The sequence below is a fragment of the Pseudomonas sp. 2835 genome, from assembly GCF_050435905.1.
GTDB lineage: Bacteria > Pseudomonadota > Gammaproteobacteria > Pseudomonadales > Pseudomonadaceae > Aquipseudomonas.
On the sequence record NZ_JBNDLE010000003.1, the window covers coordinates 163,047 to 179,410 of the forward strand.

Here is a 16,364-nt window from a genome sequence, read left to right on the forward strand (position 1 = left end):
TGGCAGGTCCTTGAACAGGTCAATGGTCGTGGTGCAGGTACGCAGCCTGCTTCGGCAAGCGCAGGCTGAACAGGAAGGCAATTGCCATCATCGCCGTAACGTACCAGTAAAAGGTGTTTTCCATGCCCATGGACTTCAGCCCCAAGGCGACGTACTCGGCCGAGCCGCCGAACAGCGCGTTGGCCACCGCATACGCCAGGCCGACGCCCAGGGCGCGTACCTGCGGCGGGAACATCTCGGCTTTGACCAGGCCGCTGATCGAGGTGTAGAAGCTGACGATGCACAGCGCCAGGGTAATCAGTACGAAGGCCAGGAACGGGCTGGTGACGGTTTTCAGCGCCAGCAGGATCGGCACGGTGAACAGCGTACCCAGGGCGCCGAACAGCAACATCGAATTACGCCGGCCAATGCGGTCCGAGAGCATGCCGAACAACGGCTGCATGCACATGTACAAAAACAATGCGCCGGTCATGATGAAGCTTGCGGTCTTAGCGCTCATACCGGCGGTGTTGACCAGGTACTTCTGCATGTAGGTGGTGAAGGTGTAGAAGATCAGCGAGCCGCCGGCGGTGTAGCCGAGCACGGTGATGAACGCCGCCTTGTGGTTGCGGAACAGCCCGGCGATGCTGCCGGCGTCCTTGTCGTTGCGGGTTTCGGCGCTGCTGGTTTCTTCAAGCGAGCGGCGCAGAAACAACGAGATCACCGCGGCAATGGCGCCGACCACAAACGGAATGCGCCAGCCCCAGGCGCGCAGTTCGTCTTCACTGAGCAACTGCTGAAGAATCACTACCACCAGCACCGCCAGCAACTGCCCGCCGATCAGGGTCACGTACTGGAACGAGGCAAAGAAGCCGCGCTGGCCGCGCAGGGCCACTTCACTCATGTAGGTGGCAGTGGTGCCGTACTCGCCGCCCACCGACAGGCCCTGGAACAACCGCGCCAGCAACAGCAGCGCCGGTGCCCAGGCGCCGATCGAGGCATAGGTGGGCAGGCAGGCGATGACCAGCGATCCGGCGCACATCATCAGCACCGAGATCATCATCGAATTCTTGCGCCCGTGACGGTCGGCGACGCGGCCGAACAGCCAGCCGCCAATCGGCCGCATCAGAAAGCCGGCGGCGAACACCCCGGCGGTGTTGAGCAACTGCACCGTCGGATCGTCGGAGGGGAAAAAGGCCGGCGCAAAATAGATGGCGCAGAAGGCATAGACGTAAAAGTCGAACCATTCGACCAGGTTACCCGAGGACGCACCGACAATGGCAAAGATGCGTTTACTACGCTCCTCACCGGTGTAATAGGCTGAAGTCATGGCTGCTTACTCTTGGTGGGTTCTGAGAGTCTAGACACACTCAGTAACACTCACGTTCCACAGAACAATCACCCCGGCCGTGCAGCCTTGCGTGGAGGCTGCGCAACCGGGGTCATTGGTTTACACCCGCTCGATGGCCAGGGCCAGGCCCTGGCCGACGCCGACACACATGGTCGCCAGGCCTTTGCGCCCGCCGGATTTCTCCAGGTGGTGCATGGCGGTGAGGATCAAACGCGCGCCGCTCATGCCCAGCGGATGGCCAAGGGCGATAGCGCCGCCGTTAGGATTGACCTGCGGCGCATCGTCGGCCAGGCCGAGTTCGCGCAGCACGGCCAGGCCCTGGCTGGCAAAGGCTTCGTTGAGTTCGATGACATCAAAATCAGCAACCGCCAAGCCCAGGCGCTCGGTCAGTTTGCGTACCGCCGGCACCGGGCCGATGCCCATTACCTGTGGCGCAACGCCGGCACTGGCCATGCCCAGCACCCGCGCCCGCGGGGTCAGGCCGTGTTTTTTCACCGCCTCTGCCGAGGCCAGGATCAACGCCGCAGCACCATCGTTGACGCCTGAGGCATTGCCGGCGGTGACGGTCTTGTCCGCGCCGTTGACCGGCTTGAGCCGGGCCAGGGCCTCGAGGGTGGTATCGGCGCGCGGGTGCTCGTCGTGCTCGACAATGGTCTCGCCCTTTTTATGGGCGATGCGCACCGGCACGATTTCTTCGGCAAAGAAGCCCGCAGCCTGGGCGGCGGCCGTGCGCTGCTGGCTACGCAGGGCAAAGGCGTCCTGGTCAGCACGCGAGACCTGGTAAGCGTCGGCAACGTTGTCGGCGGTCTGCGGCATGGCATCGACGCCATACTGGGTCTTCATCAGCGGGTTGATGAAGCGCCAGCCGATGGTGGTGTCTTCCAGCTTCATGTTGCGCGAGTAGGCGTTGTCGGCCTTGCCCATGACGAACGGAGCACGGGACATCGACTCGACGCCGCCAGCAATCGCCAGCTCCATCTCGCCGCTGGCGATGGCGCGAAAGGCCGTGCCCACCGCGTCCATGCCCGAAGCGCAGAGGCGGTTGAGGGTCACCCCCGGCACGCTGTCCGGCAGGCCGGCCAACAACAGGGCCATGCGCGCGACGTTGCGGTTGTCTTCTCCGGCCTGGTTAGCGCAGCCGAGGAACACTTCGTCGAGCTGATCCCACTGCACCTGCGGGTTTCGCTCGATCAACGCCTTGAGCGGCACTGCCGCCAGGTCGTCGGCGCGCACACCGGCCAGGGCGCCGCCGAAGCGGCCAATGGGGGTGCGAATGGCATCGCAGATAAATACCTCACGCATCAGGCTTCTCCTGGCGCTTGGCCGTGGGCGGCCGCGGTGCGCGCTTCGAGGTCACGCAGGGCGTTGAGCTCGACATCACTCGGTGCAACGGTGGTTTGCACGTCGTCGGCAAAACGGAGGGCCCAGCCGGTGGCGGCAATGATCTGCTCGCGGGTCACGCCCGGGTGGATTGAAGTCACCACGAACTCATGCGTCCCGGCTTCCGGCTCCATGATGCACAGGTCAGTGATGATCCCTACCGGCCCTTCGCCCGGCAGGCCCAGGCGCTTGCGCGAATCGCCGCCTTCGCCGTGGCCGACCGAGGTGATGAAATCGAGCTTGTCGACAAAGGCACGGTTCGACTGCTTGAGGATGATCAGCACCTGCTTGGCAGAACCTGCGATCTCCGGCGCACCACCGGCACCCGGCAGGCGCACTTTGGGCTGGTGATAGTCACCGACCACAGTGGTATTGATGTTGCCGAAGCGGTCGACCTGGGCCGCGCCGAGAAAGCCCACATCGATGCGCCCGCCCTGCAGCCAGTAGCGGAAGATCTCGCCGGTCGGCACCACGGTGTCGGCGGTTTCCGCCAGCTCGCCGTCACCGATCGACAGCGGTAGCACGCTTGGCTTGGCGCCGATCGGCCCGGACTCGTAAATCAGTACGACATCGGGCGACGAAGTCAGCCGCGCCAGGTTGGCGGCCTTGGACGGCAGGCCGATGCCGACGAAGCAGACGGCGCCATTGCGCAGGCGACGGGCCGCGGCAACGGTCATCATTTCATTGGTGGAGTAGCTCATTGTGCAGCCTCCGCGCTGGCCAGTTTTGCCTTGAATTCAGTGAAATCGGCGGTGCCGCGAATGTACTGGTCGATCCACGCTGTGAAGCTTTCGCGGCTGCGGGCAATCGGGTCCCAGGCCTGGTAGAAACGGTTGTCCCGCTCGTAGTAACCATGGGCGTAGGACGGATGCGCACCGCCCGGTACCAGACACACTGCAGACAGCGCCCAGGTCGGCAGCACGCAGGCGTTCATCGGCGCTTGAAGGTCGTCGACGATCTCTTCGACGGTGACGATGCAGCGCTTGGCGGCCAGGGCCGCTTCCTTCTGCACGCCGAGAATGCCCCAGAGCAACACGTTGCCCTTGCGGTCGGCCTTTTGTGCGTGGATCACGGTGACGTCCGGGCGTACCGAAGGCACGGCGGCGAGAACTTCACCGGTGAATGGGCAGGTCACGCTCTTGATCAGCGGGTTGACCTTCGGCAGATCGGAACCTGCGTAGGCACGCAACACCGCGAACGGCAGACCCGAAGCGCCGGCAACATAGGCATTGGCCAGGTCGGCGTGGCTGTGTTCTTCGATCTCGATTGCCTGCGGCCACTGTTTTTCGACAGCGTCGCGCAGGCGATGAAGTGAGCCGACCCCGGGATTGCCGCCCCAGGAGAAGATCAGCTTGCGGGCGCAGCCGGCGCCGATCAGCTGATCGTAGATCAGGTCTGGGGTCATGCGTACCAGGGTCAGATCTTTCTTGCCCTGACGAATGATTTCATGCCCGGCGGCAGTCGGAATCAAGTGCGTGAAGCCTTCGAGGGCGACGCTGTCGCCGTCGTTGACGAACTGCTTCACGGCGTCGTGGAGCGAGAGGATTTCAGCCATTGCAGACTCCTGGATATGCTGAGTCGGGGTCGGTTTCATGGCGCCTTTGGCGGCGCCGTTCATGGGTTCAGATTAAGATGAGCTTGGGGGTGGTTCAATCCGATAATCGACTAACCGTTCGATTATCGAACTGATTGTTGTCTTGCTAACAACACTTTCGAGGGCTTTCAGGTCGCATCTGCGTGGCTGACCATGCCCTTGATAATCACCGCCGTGGTAGCCAGTGCCGCCGGGATCACCAGCGCCGTCAGCACCTGCTCGAAATTCCAGCCCAGGCCCAACAGGGTTGCGCCCATCCAGGCTCCGAGAATCGCCCCGAAACGGCCGATACCGAGCATCCACGACACCCCGGTGGCGCGCCCCTGGGTCGGGTAGAAGCGTGCCGCCAGCGACGGCATTGCCGACTGCGCACCGTTGACGCACATGCCGGCAATCAGCACCAGGGTCGCGAGAATGGTGATGTTGCCCAGGCTCTGCCCTACCGCGTAAGCAAACACCCCGGCCAGCAGGTAGAAGGTGCCGATGACCTTGTGCGGGTTGTAACGGTCCATGGCCCAGCCCACTGCCACGGCGCTGAGCACCCCGCCAAACTGGAACAGCGCGCCGATGAAGGCGGCCTGCTCCATGCTCGCGCCACTGTCGCGCATCAGGGTTGGCAGCCAGCTGGTCAGCAGGTAGACGATCACCAGGCCCATGAAATAGGTCAGCCACAGCAACAGGGTGCCGACGCTGTAGGTCCCGGAGAAGATCACCGCAAACACGTTGCGGGCTTTGACCGTCTTTTGCTCCGGTACGCTGAAGCTCGATGCCTGGCCAACGATGGCCGGCTCGATCGGCGCCAGGGTCTTGCGCACCTTGTCGGTGCCGCGGTTGCGCACCACCAGGTAACGCGCCGACTCCGGCAGCCAGAACACCAGCACCACCGCCAGCACCAGTGGCAGCACGCCGCCGATCAGCAGCAGGCTGTGCCAGCCGAACGCCGGGATCAGCTTGGCGGAAATGAAGCCACCACCGGCCATGCCCAGGTTGAAACCGCAGAACATGCTGGTCACCAGCAGCGACTTGTGTCGCTCCGGGGTGTATTCGGACAGCAGCGTGGTGGCATTGGGCATGCCGGCACCCAGGCCCAGCCCGGTGAGAAAGCGCAGCACCAGCAACTGGTCGACGTTGGTGCTGTAGGCCGACGCCAGGCTGAACGCGCCGAACAGCAGCACCGCCCCTACCAGCACCACCTTGCGCCCGAAACGGTCGGCCAGTGGCCCGGACCCCAGCGCACCGAAGACCATGCCGATCAACGCGGCACTCATCACCGGGCCCAGGCTGGCCCGGTCAATACCCCAGTCCTGGGACAGGGCCGGGGCGATAAAACCCATGGCGGCGGTGTCGAGGCCGTCGAGGAAGACGATCAGAAAGCACAGGATCACCACCCGCCATTGGTAGCGCGACAGTGGTTGGCTATTGATAAAGGACTGCACATCAAGGCAGTTTCCGACAGCAGCTTGAGGACTATTCATTATTTTTATCCAGAAGAAGCGCACGAGTGTGCGGGTGCGCGCATGAACGGCACAGGCGAACAGGTACAGGTTCGGAAAGCTGGATCAGCTGCCGCGCAGTCCAGCGTAGGACAGGTGCAAGCCGTGCGGGGACAGGAAGTCGGTCATGGGGCGTTTGCCTCTCGCTCATTATTATGGGCGGTCAGGGCAGGCTGACCGCTGCGAGGGACATTAATAAGCAGGCGGGCGCGGCGCAATTCGATAAACGCATCTCTGTGCGTTTATCGAACAGGAACGTTCAGGCGAACAGTTGGGCGCTGAGGTCGCGGCTGGCGGCGAGCATGATCGGCAGGAAGCGCTGCTCAAGCTCGGTGCGGCTGACCCGCCCGGCATGGGTACTGACATTGAGCGCCGCCAGCACCTGGCCGGAGGCGTCGTAGACCGGTACGGCGATCGAGCGCAAGCCTTGCTCGAGCTCCTGATCGACCACGCACCAGCCCTGCTGACGAACCAGTTGCAAGCATTCGAGCAAGGCCACCGGGTCGTGAATGGTGCGGCTGGTCTTGGCCTGCAGGTCAGCGTGCTCGAGGTATTCGTGCAGGGTCGCGTCGTCCAATGCCGCCAGCAGGATGCGGCCCATGGAAGTGCAATAGGCCGGCAGGCGCCCGCCGACCGACAGGTCGACCGAAATCAGGCGCTGCACGGTGGCCGAACGGGCGATGTAGAGAATGTCGTCGCCTTCCAGGGTGGCCATGTTGCAGGCCTCGTGCAACTGATCGCTCATGCGGTCCAGGTAGGGCTGCGCCGATACCGCCAGCGGCGTCGACGACAGGTAGGCGTGGCCCAGGGTCAGCACCTTTGGCAACAGCGAGTAGGTGCGCCCGTCGGTGGTGGCATAGCCCAGCTTGATCAGGGTATGCAGGCACCGGCGTACCGCCGCACGGGGGATTTCCGTGCGGTGGCTGATCTGGGCGATGGTCAGGTGGCGCTTGCGTTCCTGGAACGCCTGCACCACCGCCAGGCCCCGCGCCAGCGAGGTCATGAAATCGGGGTCACCGGTAAAGGCCTGGATACGCTTGGCCGGCGAGGCAACGATGGGCGGTGCCAGGGACGCAAACGAGCTACGCACGTTGTCGTTCAATCCTGGCCCCTTGGGCGTGGTTTCTTCTGTCATGGCTAGCCTCGGCAACACGGTCACTGGGGGCGATTATCGAACCATCGACCGATAATCGCAATTGACCGCTACCCTCAATTGCTTATACCTTTCTCCCGCCACCATGTGGCTTCTTGGAGAGACTGGTCAGGTACCCACCGTAGAAGTCCCAGGCACGGCCTTGCCCACGAAGCGAGGCCGTTTTTCCTTCCTCCGTACAACGCGGGGTGTGTGACCGGAGAACTTTTTCTTTGCGCCCGGTTCGAATTTCATACTCGGCGGTCTGACCACATTCATAACTTGGTAACAAAACCGCCGCTCTATTGTTCTTCTCAACAATAGAGAGTACTAGTGTCAGACAATCTGCTTGCTATAATAAAACTTCGTATCCATGCCTTCGGGCAGGGATAGTGCGGATCCAATCCGCGTCTGCCCAGGCAGAGACAACCGGATCGCTGCAAGTGCCCTTCACGTGAATACCTTGATGTTCACATTCGCTTGCACCACCACAACCTACTGTTGCTGCGACAGTTATGCCGCTCTGGCAGCGTAGCCGTGTGCATGTTGCGCCCCGCGCACTCAATTGCCCGCGTAAACGCCAGGGTTTATATCCATACAGGTAATACTGTGACCAAAGATGAACTGCGCGCAGAACTAGAGCGCCAGGAACAACGTTACAAGGAAGTCTATGGCGGTGAAGTGACCACTTATGCCGCGCAACCCGACCCGGAGCGCAAGCCCTGGCGCAAACGCGCAAGCGTCCTTGACCAGGCCTTCGCCCAGGAACTGGAAAAAATCGAGAAAGAACTCAAGGACCAGGCGCCCTGACCCGCTGTTAGTGGCGGCGGGAACACGCCGTTCAACGGCGTGCCAGGGTGCTTTTAGCGGCAGCCAATGCAGCCGATTTTTGCGCGGTTACCCGCATGCGGTAATGGATTTTCACAAATTTCATACGGTCGTTTGATTTCTTTCTGGCAGGCAACAAATTGCGCAAACGCTTAATTTTTCTCGATTTTTTTGCATTTTAGCCGACGATAAGCGACGCATCGCCAACTCAAGGGTTCGGAAACCGGGGTAGAAAAGGCGTCGAGTGGTCAGCAGCAGGGGCATCGATTACCGGGGATTTCTGGCATAATCGCGCCCCCTTATGACCGGGTCAGAATTCCTTCATGATCGATTTATTCAGCGGACTTGATGCCTGGGTACTGGTGAGCTTGCTGCTCGCTCTGACCTTCGTACTCGCCTTCGAGTTCATCAATGGCTTTCATGACACCGCTAACGCGGTAGCTACAGTCATCTATACCAAAGCCATGCCGCCGCACCTGGCCGTGTTCTTCTCCGGCGTGTTCAACTTCCTCGGGGTTCTGCTCGGTGGTGTCGGCGTGGCGTATGCCATCGTTCACCTGCTGCCGGTCGAACTGCTGATCAATGTGAACACCGGCCACGGCCTGGCGATGGTCTTCTCTCTATTGGCTGCCGCCATCACCTGGAACCTGGGTACCTGGTACTTCGGGATTCCGGCGTCCAGCTCGCACACGCTGATCGGCTCGATCCTCGGCGTGGGCCTGGCCAACGCCCTGATCAGCGACATTCCGCTGGGTGACGGGGTCAACTGGCAGAAGGCAATCGACATCGGCATGTCGCTGGTGCTGTCGCCAATGGCCGGCTTCGCTGTCGCCGCGCTGGTACTGCTGGGCCTGAAATGGTGGCGGCCGCTGTCGAAGATGCACAAGACGCCGGAACAGCGCCGCAAACTCGACGACAAGAAGCACCCGCCATTCTGGAACCGCCTGGTCCTGGTAATTTCAGCCATGGGCGTAAGCTTCGTGCACGGCTCCAACGACGGTCAGAAAGGTATCGGCCTGATCATGCTGGTGCTGATCGGTATCGTTCCGTCCGCGTTCGTTCTCGACCTGAACAGCACCACCTACCAGATCGAGCGGACCCGCGACGCCACCCTGCACCTGAACCAGTTCTATCAGCGCAACGAAGCGACCCTGGGCGAATTCCTGGCCCTGGGCAAAGCCAAAGAAGGCGACCTGCCAGAACAGTTCAGCTGCAACCCGCAGCAGACCGAACCGACCATCAATGCCTTGCTTGATTCGCTTAAAGGCGTGGCCGACTACCGGTCGCTGACGCCGGAAAAACGCATTGAAGTACGTCGTTACCTGCTCTGCCTGGACGACACCGCCAAGAAGGTCGGCAAGCTGCCAGGCCTGCAGGCACGCGAGAAGGCGGACCTGGAAAAACTGCGTAAAGACCTCACTGCCACTACCGAGTACGCCCCGTTCTGGGTGATTCTCGCGGTCGCCCTGGCCCTGGGCCTGGGCACCATGGTCGGCTGGAAGCGCGTGGTACTGACCATCGGCGAGAAGATCGGCAAGCAGGGCATGACCTACGCTCAGGGCATGTCGGCGCAGATCACCGCAGCCTGCGCCATCGGCATGGCCAACATCTTCAGCCTGCCGGTATCGACCACCCACGTACTGTCCTCGGGTGTGGCCGGTACCATGGTAGCGAACAAGAGCGGCCTGCAAGGCGGCACCGTGCGCACCATCCTGCTGGCCTGGGTACTGACCCTTCCGGCTACCGTGGGCTTGTCGGCAGCCTTGTTCTGGCTGGCGACCAAAGCCATCGGCTAAAGCACCTCGCAGTAAAAAGGCGCCCCGAAGGGCGCCTTTTTTATGCCTGATACAATCAGCGGCGCTTGCTGCCGCCGAGCAACGAGCCCATCAGGCCGCGCACCAACTGGCGCCCGAACTGGTTGGCCGCCTGGCGCACCGCCGACTTGATCGCTTGCCCTGCTGCGCTCTGCAAGAACTCGCCGGCCTTGTCGGCCAAGCTCTCTTCAGCCGCGGCCGGCGCCTGCTCGGGCTCGGCGCCGCCGCCTTTACGGGCGCTGAGCATTTCATAGGCCGACTCACGGTCGATCGGTTTGTCATAACGCCCGACCAAGGGTGAAGCGGCAATCAGCGCAGCCCGTTCGGCGGCGCTCAGCGGCCCGATGCGCGACTGCGGTGGGGCAATCAGCACACGCTGGACCATGCCCGGCGTGCCCTTTTCCTGCAGGGTACCGACCAGCGCCTCACCGATGCCCAGCTCGGTGAGCACGCTCAAGGTGTCAAATTCCGGGTTGGGGCGGAACCCATCGGCCACGGCCTTGAGGGATTTCTGCTCCTTGGCGGTGAATGCCCGCAGGCCGTGCTGGACGCGCAGGCCCAACTGCGCCAGGACATCATCCGGCAGGTCGCCCGGCGACTGGGTGACGAAGTACACGCCGACGCCCTTGGAACGGATCAGCCGTACCACCTGCTCCAGACGGTCCTGCAAAGCCTTGGGAGTACCGTTGAACAGCAGGTGGGCCTCGTCAAAGAACAGCGCCAGCAACGGCTTGTCGGCATCGCCACGCTCGGGCAATTGCTCGAACAGCTCGGCCAGCAGCCACAGCAGGAAAGTCGCATAGACCTTCGGTGCCTCATGCACCAGGCGGCTGGCATCGAGCAGGTGAATGCGCCCGCGGCCATCGGCATCCGGTTGCAGGATATCTTCCAGTTGCAAAGCGGGCTCGCCGAACAACGCCTCGGCGCCCTGCTGCTCAAGGGTGGCCAGACGCCGCAACAGTGCCTGGCTGGAGCCGGTGGTCATCAGCGCACTGTCTTCACCGAGCAGTTGCGGGTTGTCCTTCAAATGCGCCAGCAGCGCCTTGAGGTCCTTGATATCGAGCAGCAACAAACCTTCGCGGTCGGCGACCTTGAACGCGGCATACAGCGCCGCCTGCTGGCTGTCGGTCAGCTCCAGTAAATTGCCCAGCAGCAACGGGCCCATTTCGCTGAGTGTTGTACGCAGTGGATGACCGGACTGGCCGTGGATATCCCACAAGCTTACCGGATAAGCCTGAGGCCGATGGTTCAGCCAGGGCATGCCGGCAATGCGCTCGGCCACCTTGCCCTGGGGATTGCCCACCGCGCCCAGGCCACACAGGTCGCCTTTGACATCGGCAGCAAATACCGCCACGCCGGCGTCACTGAAGGCTTCGGCCATGTGTTGCAGGGTCACGGTCTTGCCGGTACCGGTCGCCCCGGCCACCAGGCCGTGACGGTTGGCCAGGCGCATGGCCTGGGCGACCGGCTGCCCGGCAAGGTCGGCACCGAGCACGAATTGCGAAGAGTCAGGCATGTTTTTTCACCCTCTGTTTAAAGCTTTGGCTTGAAACGGCCGATATTAAATAGCGACAGACCACCAGGAAGACAGGAATTGCCCGACAAGGAATTGGGACCTGCACTGCTTTCACGCTGTTCTTTGTGCGAACGACCCGGATAACAAGACCTTAGCGGACCGACACGTTATGAACAAAAGCCTCCGATTCAGCCACAAGATCCTATTGGCCGCCTCGCTGATCGTCATGATCGCCTTTACCTTGTTTACCTTGTACAACGATTTCTTGCAGCGTAATGCCATTCGCGAGGATCTGGAAAACTATCTTGAGGAAATGGGCGAAACCACTTCGACCAATATCAAGAACCTGTTTGACGGTCGTATTCTGCTGGTACAAAACGTTGCACAAAACATTGCCGCGTTTCCCGAGGCTGACAAGATCGGCACGCTGCTCGGCCAACAGGCCCTGGTCTCAAGTTTTCTGACTATCTACCTGGGTGACGTCAACGGCGGTTTCACCATTCGCCCGCAGACCAAGATGCCCGACGGCTACGACCCGCGCGTACGCCCCTGGTACAAGGACGGCATGGCGGCCAACGGGCCGATCCTGACCGAACCTTATATTGATGTCAGCACCGGCAAGATGGTCATTTCAGTGGTGGCAACCGCTGCGCGCAACGTCGGCGTGGTCGGTGGCGACCTGGCGCTCGACGGTCTCACCGAGATCATCAACTCGCTGAACTTCGGTGGCATGGGCTACGCCTTCCTGATCAACGATCAGGGCAAGATCCTCGTGCACCCGGACAAGAACCTGGTGATGAAGTCGCTGTCGGACCTGTTCCCGCAGAACACCCCGCGCATCAGCAAGGAACCGAGCGAGGTCGAGCTCGACGGCAAGACCCGGATCCTCAGCTTCGCACCGGTCAAGGGCCTGCCTTCAGCCAACTGGTACATCGGCCTGTCGGTAGACAAGGACGAGGCCTACTCGATGTTGAGCAAGTTCCGCACCTCGGCGGTGATTGCCACTCTGGTCGCCGTGGTCATCATCATTGCCCTGCTCGGCCTGCTGATCCGCGTGCTGATGCAACCGCTGCACACCATGACCCGGGCCATGGAAGACATCGCCGAAGGCGAAGGCGACCTGACCAAGCGCCTGGCGATCCACAACCACGACGAATTCGGCATCCTCGGCACCGCCTTCAACCGCTTCGTCGAGCGTATCCATGGTTCGATCCGCGAAGTGTCCTCGGCCACCGAGCAGGTCAACGAAGTGGCCCTGCGGGTGGTCAGCGCTTCCAACTCGTCGATGCTCAACTCCGACGAGCAGTCCAACCGCACCAATAGCGTCGCCGCGGCAATCAACCAGTTGGGCGCCGCCGCCCAGGAAATCGCCCACAACGCCGCGCAAGCCTCGCAACAGGCAAGCTCGGCACGCCACCTGGCCGAAGAAGGCCAGCAGGTGGTCGATCGCAGTATTCAGGCGATGAACCGTCTGTCGGATCTGATCTGCACCTCCAGCGCCCACATCGAAACGCTCAACAGCAAAACGGTGAACATCGGCCAGATCCTCGAAGTGATCACCAGCATCTCGCAGCAAACCAACCTGCTGGCGCTCAACGCCGCTATCGAGGCGGCACGGGCCGGTGAAGCCGGGCGCGGTTTTGCCGTGGTCGCCGATGAAGTACGCAACCTGGCGCACCGCACCCAGGAGTCGGCGCAACAGGTGCAGAACATGATCGAAGAGCTGCAGGTAGGTGCCCGCGAGTCGGTCGACACCATGGGCCAGAGCCAGCGCCACAGCCAGGACAGCGTCGAGATCGCCAACCAGGCTGGCGAGCGCCTGGGCAGCGTGACCCTGCGCATCGGCGAGATCGACGGCATGAACCAGTCGGTGGCCACCGCCACCGAGGAACAGACCGCCGTGGTCGATTCGATCAACATGGACATCAACGAAATCAACATGCTCAACCAGGAAGGGGTCGAGAACCTGCAGTCCACCCTGCGCGCCTGCGCCGACCTGGAACAGCAGGCCAGCCGCCTGAAACAACTGGTGGGCAGCTTCCGTATTTGAACTTGAGCTGCAAGCGGCAAGCTTGAAGCGGCAAGAAGAGGCAGTGCCATGTGCGCTCTGCTTTTTCTTGCAGCTTGTAGCTTGCCGCTAGCCGCTACCGAACCCAATCGAACAAACTATCCTTCATAGAGGTCAACCTTAGGGCGCGTCTCCAGCGGCGAAAAGCCGCCTGGTGACACACTCTGGAGACGATCTCGGAGGGATGCTGATCGTGCACATCGCTGACATCACCATGTTCTACGCGCCTGCCAGTGGCGGCGTGCGTACCTATCTTGATGCCAAACATCGCCGCCTGGGCCTTACTCCCGGCGTCCGTCACAGCCTGTTGATCCCCGGCGCCAGCGCCAGCCACGACAACGGCATCTACAAGGTGCCGGCCCCGGCCCTGCCGTTCGGCAACGGCTATCGCTTCCCCCTGCGCCTGGCGCCTTGGCGCAATGTCCTGCACGATCTGCAGCCGGACCTGATTGAGGTCGGCGACCCCTACCTGACCGCCTGGGCGGCGCTGGATGCCAGGCGCCAGCTGGACGTGCCGGTAATCGGCTTCTACCACTCCGACTTGCCGTTGCTGGTGAGTAACCGCATGGGCAACTGGTTCACGCCCAACGTCGAAGCCTACGTCAGCAAGCTCTATGGAAACTTCGACCGGGTGCTGGCGCCGAGCCAGGTGATGGCTGACAAGCTGCGCGGGCTGGGTATCGACAATGTCCACGTGCAGCGCCTGGGGGTCGACCTGACGACCTTCAACCCGCAACACCGCGACCTGTCCTTGCGCCGTGAACTGGGCATCGCCGATACCACGCGCCTGCTGGTGTTCGCCGGGCGCGGCTCGCGGGAGAAGAACCTGCCGGTGCTGCTCGACTGCATGAAACGCCTGGGCAAGCATTACCATCTGCTGCTGGTCGGCTCGCACATGCCGGCCAATGTACCGGCCAATGTCAGCGTCATCGATCACTTCTGCCCGGCCACCGAAGTCGCCCGACTGCTGGCCAGCGCCGATGCCCTGCTGCACGCCGGTGACCAGGAAACCTTCGGCCTGGTCATTCTCGAAGCCATGGCCAGCGCCATCCCGGTCATTGCCGTGGCCGCCGGGGCCTTCACCGAAATCGTCAACGACCAGTGCGGGCGCCTGTGCACACCCAACGATGGCCAGGCCATGGCCCGCACGGTCAAGGAAGTGTTCGAGGCCGGTGCCCGGCAAATGGGCCAGCAGGCCCGTGCCCATGTAGAGCAGCACTACGCCTGGGACACTGTGGTCAATGGCCTGCTGGAACATTACCGGGCAGTGCTCGGCCACCCGATGCCGGTACGCGCCCATGCCTGAGCCTGCCAATCGCCCGAGCATGTTGCTGGTGCTGCATGATGTCGCGCCGGAAACCTGGCCGGATTACCAGCCCTTCGTCGAAGCCATCGACGCCCTGGGCAACATTCCCATGACCTGGCTGGTGGTGCCGGACTTTCACAAGCGCAATGCCCTGGAGCAGGCCCCCGGATTTCGCCTGATGCTTGACCGGCGCCTGCAACGTGGCGACGAAATGGCCCTGCATGGCTACTTTCATGCTGATGACAGCCCGTCGCCGCGCTCGCCGCGGGACTACTTCATGCGCCGCATCTACACCTGGGAAGGCGAGTTCTACAGCCTCGACCAGGCACAGGCGCGACAACGCCTTGAAGCCGGCATCGAACTGTTCCGCCGCTATGACTGGCCACTGGCGGGCTTCGTCGCCCCGGCCTGGCTAATGAGCGACGGCACCCGCCAGGCCCTGCGCCAGCTCCCGCTGCGTTACACCAGCGATCCACAGCACATCTTCCGGTTGCCCGACTTCAGCCCGATCGCAGCCCCCGGCCTGGTCTGGAGCGCCCGCAGCAGTTGGCGCCGCGGCTTGTCGAAAGTGTTGTGCGACGTACGGGAAGCGCGCCTGCGCCAAGCGCCGGTGATCCGCCTGGGCTTGCACCCGGTGGACATGCGCCATGGTTTTTCTCGCCGCTACTGGCTGCAGACGGTCAAGCGCCTGCTGCGCCAGGGCCGCGAGCCCATGACCAAGTCCGCCTGGCTGGCCAGCAGGTCCCCCCGGTGAACCGCCTGCTGTGGCTAATGCTGGCGCTGATCGTGGCGGTGCTGGTGCCGGCCCTGCTCGGCGGTAGCGAGCTGCTGCCACGCTTGAGAGGCTTTGCCCCGCACCTGCTGCTCGGCCTGTTCGCCATGATTGTGGTCTGCTGGATCATCAACGCCATGCGCCTGCGCCTGTTGCTCGGCAGCCAGGGCGCGGCGCTGGGCCGCTTGCGCAGCCTGGGGGTGATCATGGCCACCGAGTTCGCCATCTGCACCACCCCGGGCGGTAGTGGCGGCCCGCTGGCGTTGATGGCCCTGCTCGCACGCGATCGCATCGGGCCTGCGCGCAGCAGCGCGGTGTTTGCTGCCGACCAGCTCAACGATTTGCTGTTCTTTTTCTGCGCCATGCTGGGGATCGCCGGCTACGCACTGTTCCACAGTCTCAACCGCAGCCTGGAAGGCATGCTGCTCGGCAGCGCACTGCTGATGTTTGCAGCGTTCGGCGCCGTGCTCGGGCTGATGCGCTATCGCCGCGCGCTGCTGCGCCTCAATGGCCGGCTGCTGCGCAGCCTCAAGGTGTCGGCCCGCCGGCGTCGGCGCTGGACGCGCAAGCTGCTGCACTTCTTTCACGCCTTCGGCGACACCTGGCGCCTGCCCAAACGCACCCTGGCCCTGGTGTTCGCCCTGACGTGCGTACATTGGGGTTTGCGCTACAGCGTGCTGTACCTGGCGTTGCGCGGGCTCGGGGTCAATCTGCAGTGGATACCGAGCTTTCTGGTGCAGATGCTGTCGCTCAGCGCCGGTCAGTTCAGCCTGCTGCCGGGCGGTGCGGGCGCCGCCGAAATGACTTCGGCCGCATTGCTTTCGCCCCTGGTGGGAACTTCCACAGCGGCGGCGGCAATCCTGATCTGGCGGGTGGTGACCTACTACTTCTACCTGGTCGCCGGTGGCCCGGTGTTTCTCTGCCTGTTGGGCCGGCCACTACTGGCGCGCTTACGGCTCAGTCAGGCGCGGATTCGTCGCTAACCGGTTTGAGCTGTTCCCAGAGCTCGGCGGCACCGGGGAAATCGGTGCCGTCGTCGCTGTTCAGCGCATCCGGGTCGTAGCGGCTCAGGCAGCCCTCGCCGAGGGTCGGCGGGGCCTTGGAGGTAGCCTTGTCGAGTGGATCGGCCAT

General features: G+C 62.7%; 13 protein-coding genes and 2 pseudogenes. 7 read left to right on the forward strand and 8 right to left on the reverse strand.

From position 1 onward, the window contains the following. Positions 1-19: 19 nt before the first annotated feature. The 6 genes from ABIE20_RS04905 to pcaR all read right to left on the reverse strand — a co-directional run bounded on the left by ABIE20_RS04905 (position 20) and on the right by pcaR (position 6,932). Positions 20-1,309 carry an MFS family transporter gene (locus ABIE20_RS04905; RefSeq protein ID WP_429503280.1) on the reverse strand — a complete coding sequence of 430 codons (1,290 nt, stop codon included), beginning with the start codon at positions 1,307-1,309 and terminating at the stop codon, positions 20-22. Between the two features lie 120 nt (positions 1,310-1,429). Further along, entirely contained in the window at positions 1,430-2,635 is a 1,206-nt protein-coding gene (pcaF, locus tag ABIE20_RS04910; RefSeq protein ID WP_429503684.1) for a 3-oxoadipyl-CoA thiolase, read from the reverse strand. After that, entirely contained in the window at positions 2,632-3,411 is a 780-nt protein-coding gene (locus tag ABIE20_RS04915) for a CoA-transferase subunit beta (protein ID WP_429503282.1), read from the reverse strand. Before ABIE20_RS04915 ends, pcaF begins: the two co-directional genes overlap by 4 nt. Continuing rightward, on the reverse strand, positions 3,408-4,265 hold the full coding sequence (locus tag ABIE20_RS04920) for a CoA transferase subunit A (RefSeq protein ID WP_429503284.1): 858 nt from the start codon (positions 4,263-4,265) through the stop codon (positions 3,408-3,410). Before ABIE20_RS04920 ends, ABIE20_RS04915 begins: the two co-directional genes overlap by 4 nt. A gap of 167 nt (positions 4,266-4,432) precedes the next feature. Next, positions 4,433-5,779, reverse strand: a complete 1,347-nt coding sequence (locus ABIE20_RS04925) for an MFS transporter (protein WP_123567356.1) — start codon at positions 5,777-5,779, stop codon at positions 4,433-4,435. Between the two features lie 277 nt (positions 5,780-6,056). Continuing rightward, complete coding sequence (gene pcaR, locus ABIE20_RS04930; protein ID WP_174242307.1) at positions 6,057-6,932, reverse strand: pca regulon transcriptional regulator PcaR; 876 nt, start codon at positions 6,930-6,932, stop codon at positions 6,057-6,059. Positions 6,933-7,538: 606 nt separating this feature from the next. Between pcaR and ABIE20_RS04935 the strand changes: the two genes are divergently transcribed. Together ABIE20_RS04935 and ABIE20_RS04940 are read left to right on the forward strand one after the other, a co-directional pair. Next, the gene (locus tag ABIE20_RS04935) at positions 7,539-7,739 is read left to right on the forward strand and encodes a hypothetical protein (protein ID WP_038998948.1); all 201 of its coding nucleotides are present in this window, start codon (positions 7,539-7,541) and stop codon (positions 7,737-7,739) included. Positions 7,740-8,080: 341 nt separating this feature from the next. After that, positions 8,081-9,553 (forward strand): inorganic phosphate transporter, encoded by a 1,473-nt coding sequence (locus ABIE20_RS04940; protein WP_429503287.1) that lies wholly within the window; start codon positions 8,081-8,083, stop codon positions 9,551-9,553. Positions 9,554-9,608: 55 nt separating this feature from the next. Here ABIE20_RS04940 and ABIE20_RS04945 read toward each other — a convergent pair whose 3' ends face one another. Continuing rightward, positions 9,609-11,087 (reverse strand): helicase HerA-like domain-containing protein, encoded by a 1,479-nt coding sequence (locus tag ABIE20_RS04945; RefSeq protein ID WP_429503289.1) that lies wholly within the window; start codon positions 11,085-11,087, stop codon positions 9,609-9,611. A 313-nt stretch (positions 11,088-11,400) separates the two neighbouring features. Here ABIE20_RS04945 and ABIE20_RS04950 point away from each other — a divergent pair. From ABIE20_RS04950 to ABIE20_RS04970, 5 genes and pseudogenes are all read left to right on the forward strand, one after another. Next, a pseudogene (locus ABIE20_RS04950) lies at positions 11,401-12,279 on the forward strand (HAMP domain-containing protein); the annotation flags it as partial. 261 nt (positions 12,280-12,540) lie between these two features. Continuing rightward, positions 12,541-13,137, forward strand: a pseudogene (locus tag ABIE20_RS04955) (methyl-accepting chemotaxis protein); the annotation flags it as partial. Between the two features lie 202 nt (positions 13,138-13,339). Next, on the forward strand, positions 13,340-14,461 hold the full coding sequence (locus ABIE20_RS04960) for a glycosyltransferase family 4 protein (protein WP_429503291.1): 1,122 nt from the start codon (positions 13,340-13,342) through the stop codon (positions 14,459-14,461). Beyond that, the gene (locus ABIE20_RS04965; RefSeq protein WP_429503292.1) at positions 14,454-15,215 is read left to right on the forward strand and encodes a DUF2334 domain-containing protein; all 762 of its coding nucleotides are present in this window, start codon (positions 14,454-14,456) and stop codon (positions 15,213-15,215) included. The genes ABIE20_RS04960 and ABIE20_RS04965 overlap by 8 nt, the downstream gene beginning before the upstream one ends. Next, positions 15,212-16,216, forward strand: coding sequence for a lysylphosphatidylglycerol synthase transmembrane domain-containing protein (locus ABIE20_RS04970; protein ID WP_429503294.1), 1,005 nt, complete (start codon positions 15,212-15,214; stop codon positions 16,214-16,216). Before ABIE20_RS04965 ends, ABIE20_RS04970 begins: the two co-directional genes overlap by 4 nt. Here ABIE20_RS04970 and ABIE20_RS04975 read toward each other — a convergent pair. Next, positions 16,191-16,364 carry a hypothetical protein gene (locus tag ABIE20_RS04975; RefSeq protein ID WP_429503296.1) on the reverse strand — a complete coding sequence of 58 codons (174 nt, stop codon included), beginning with the start codon at positions 16,362-16,364 and terminating at the stop codon, positions 16,191-16,193. The two genes, ABIE20_RS04970 and ABIE20_RS04975, sit on opposite strands and share 26 nt — an antisense overlap.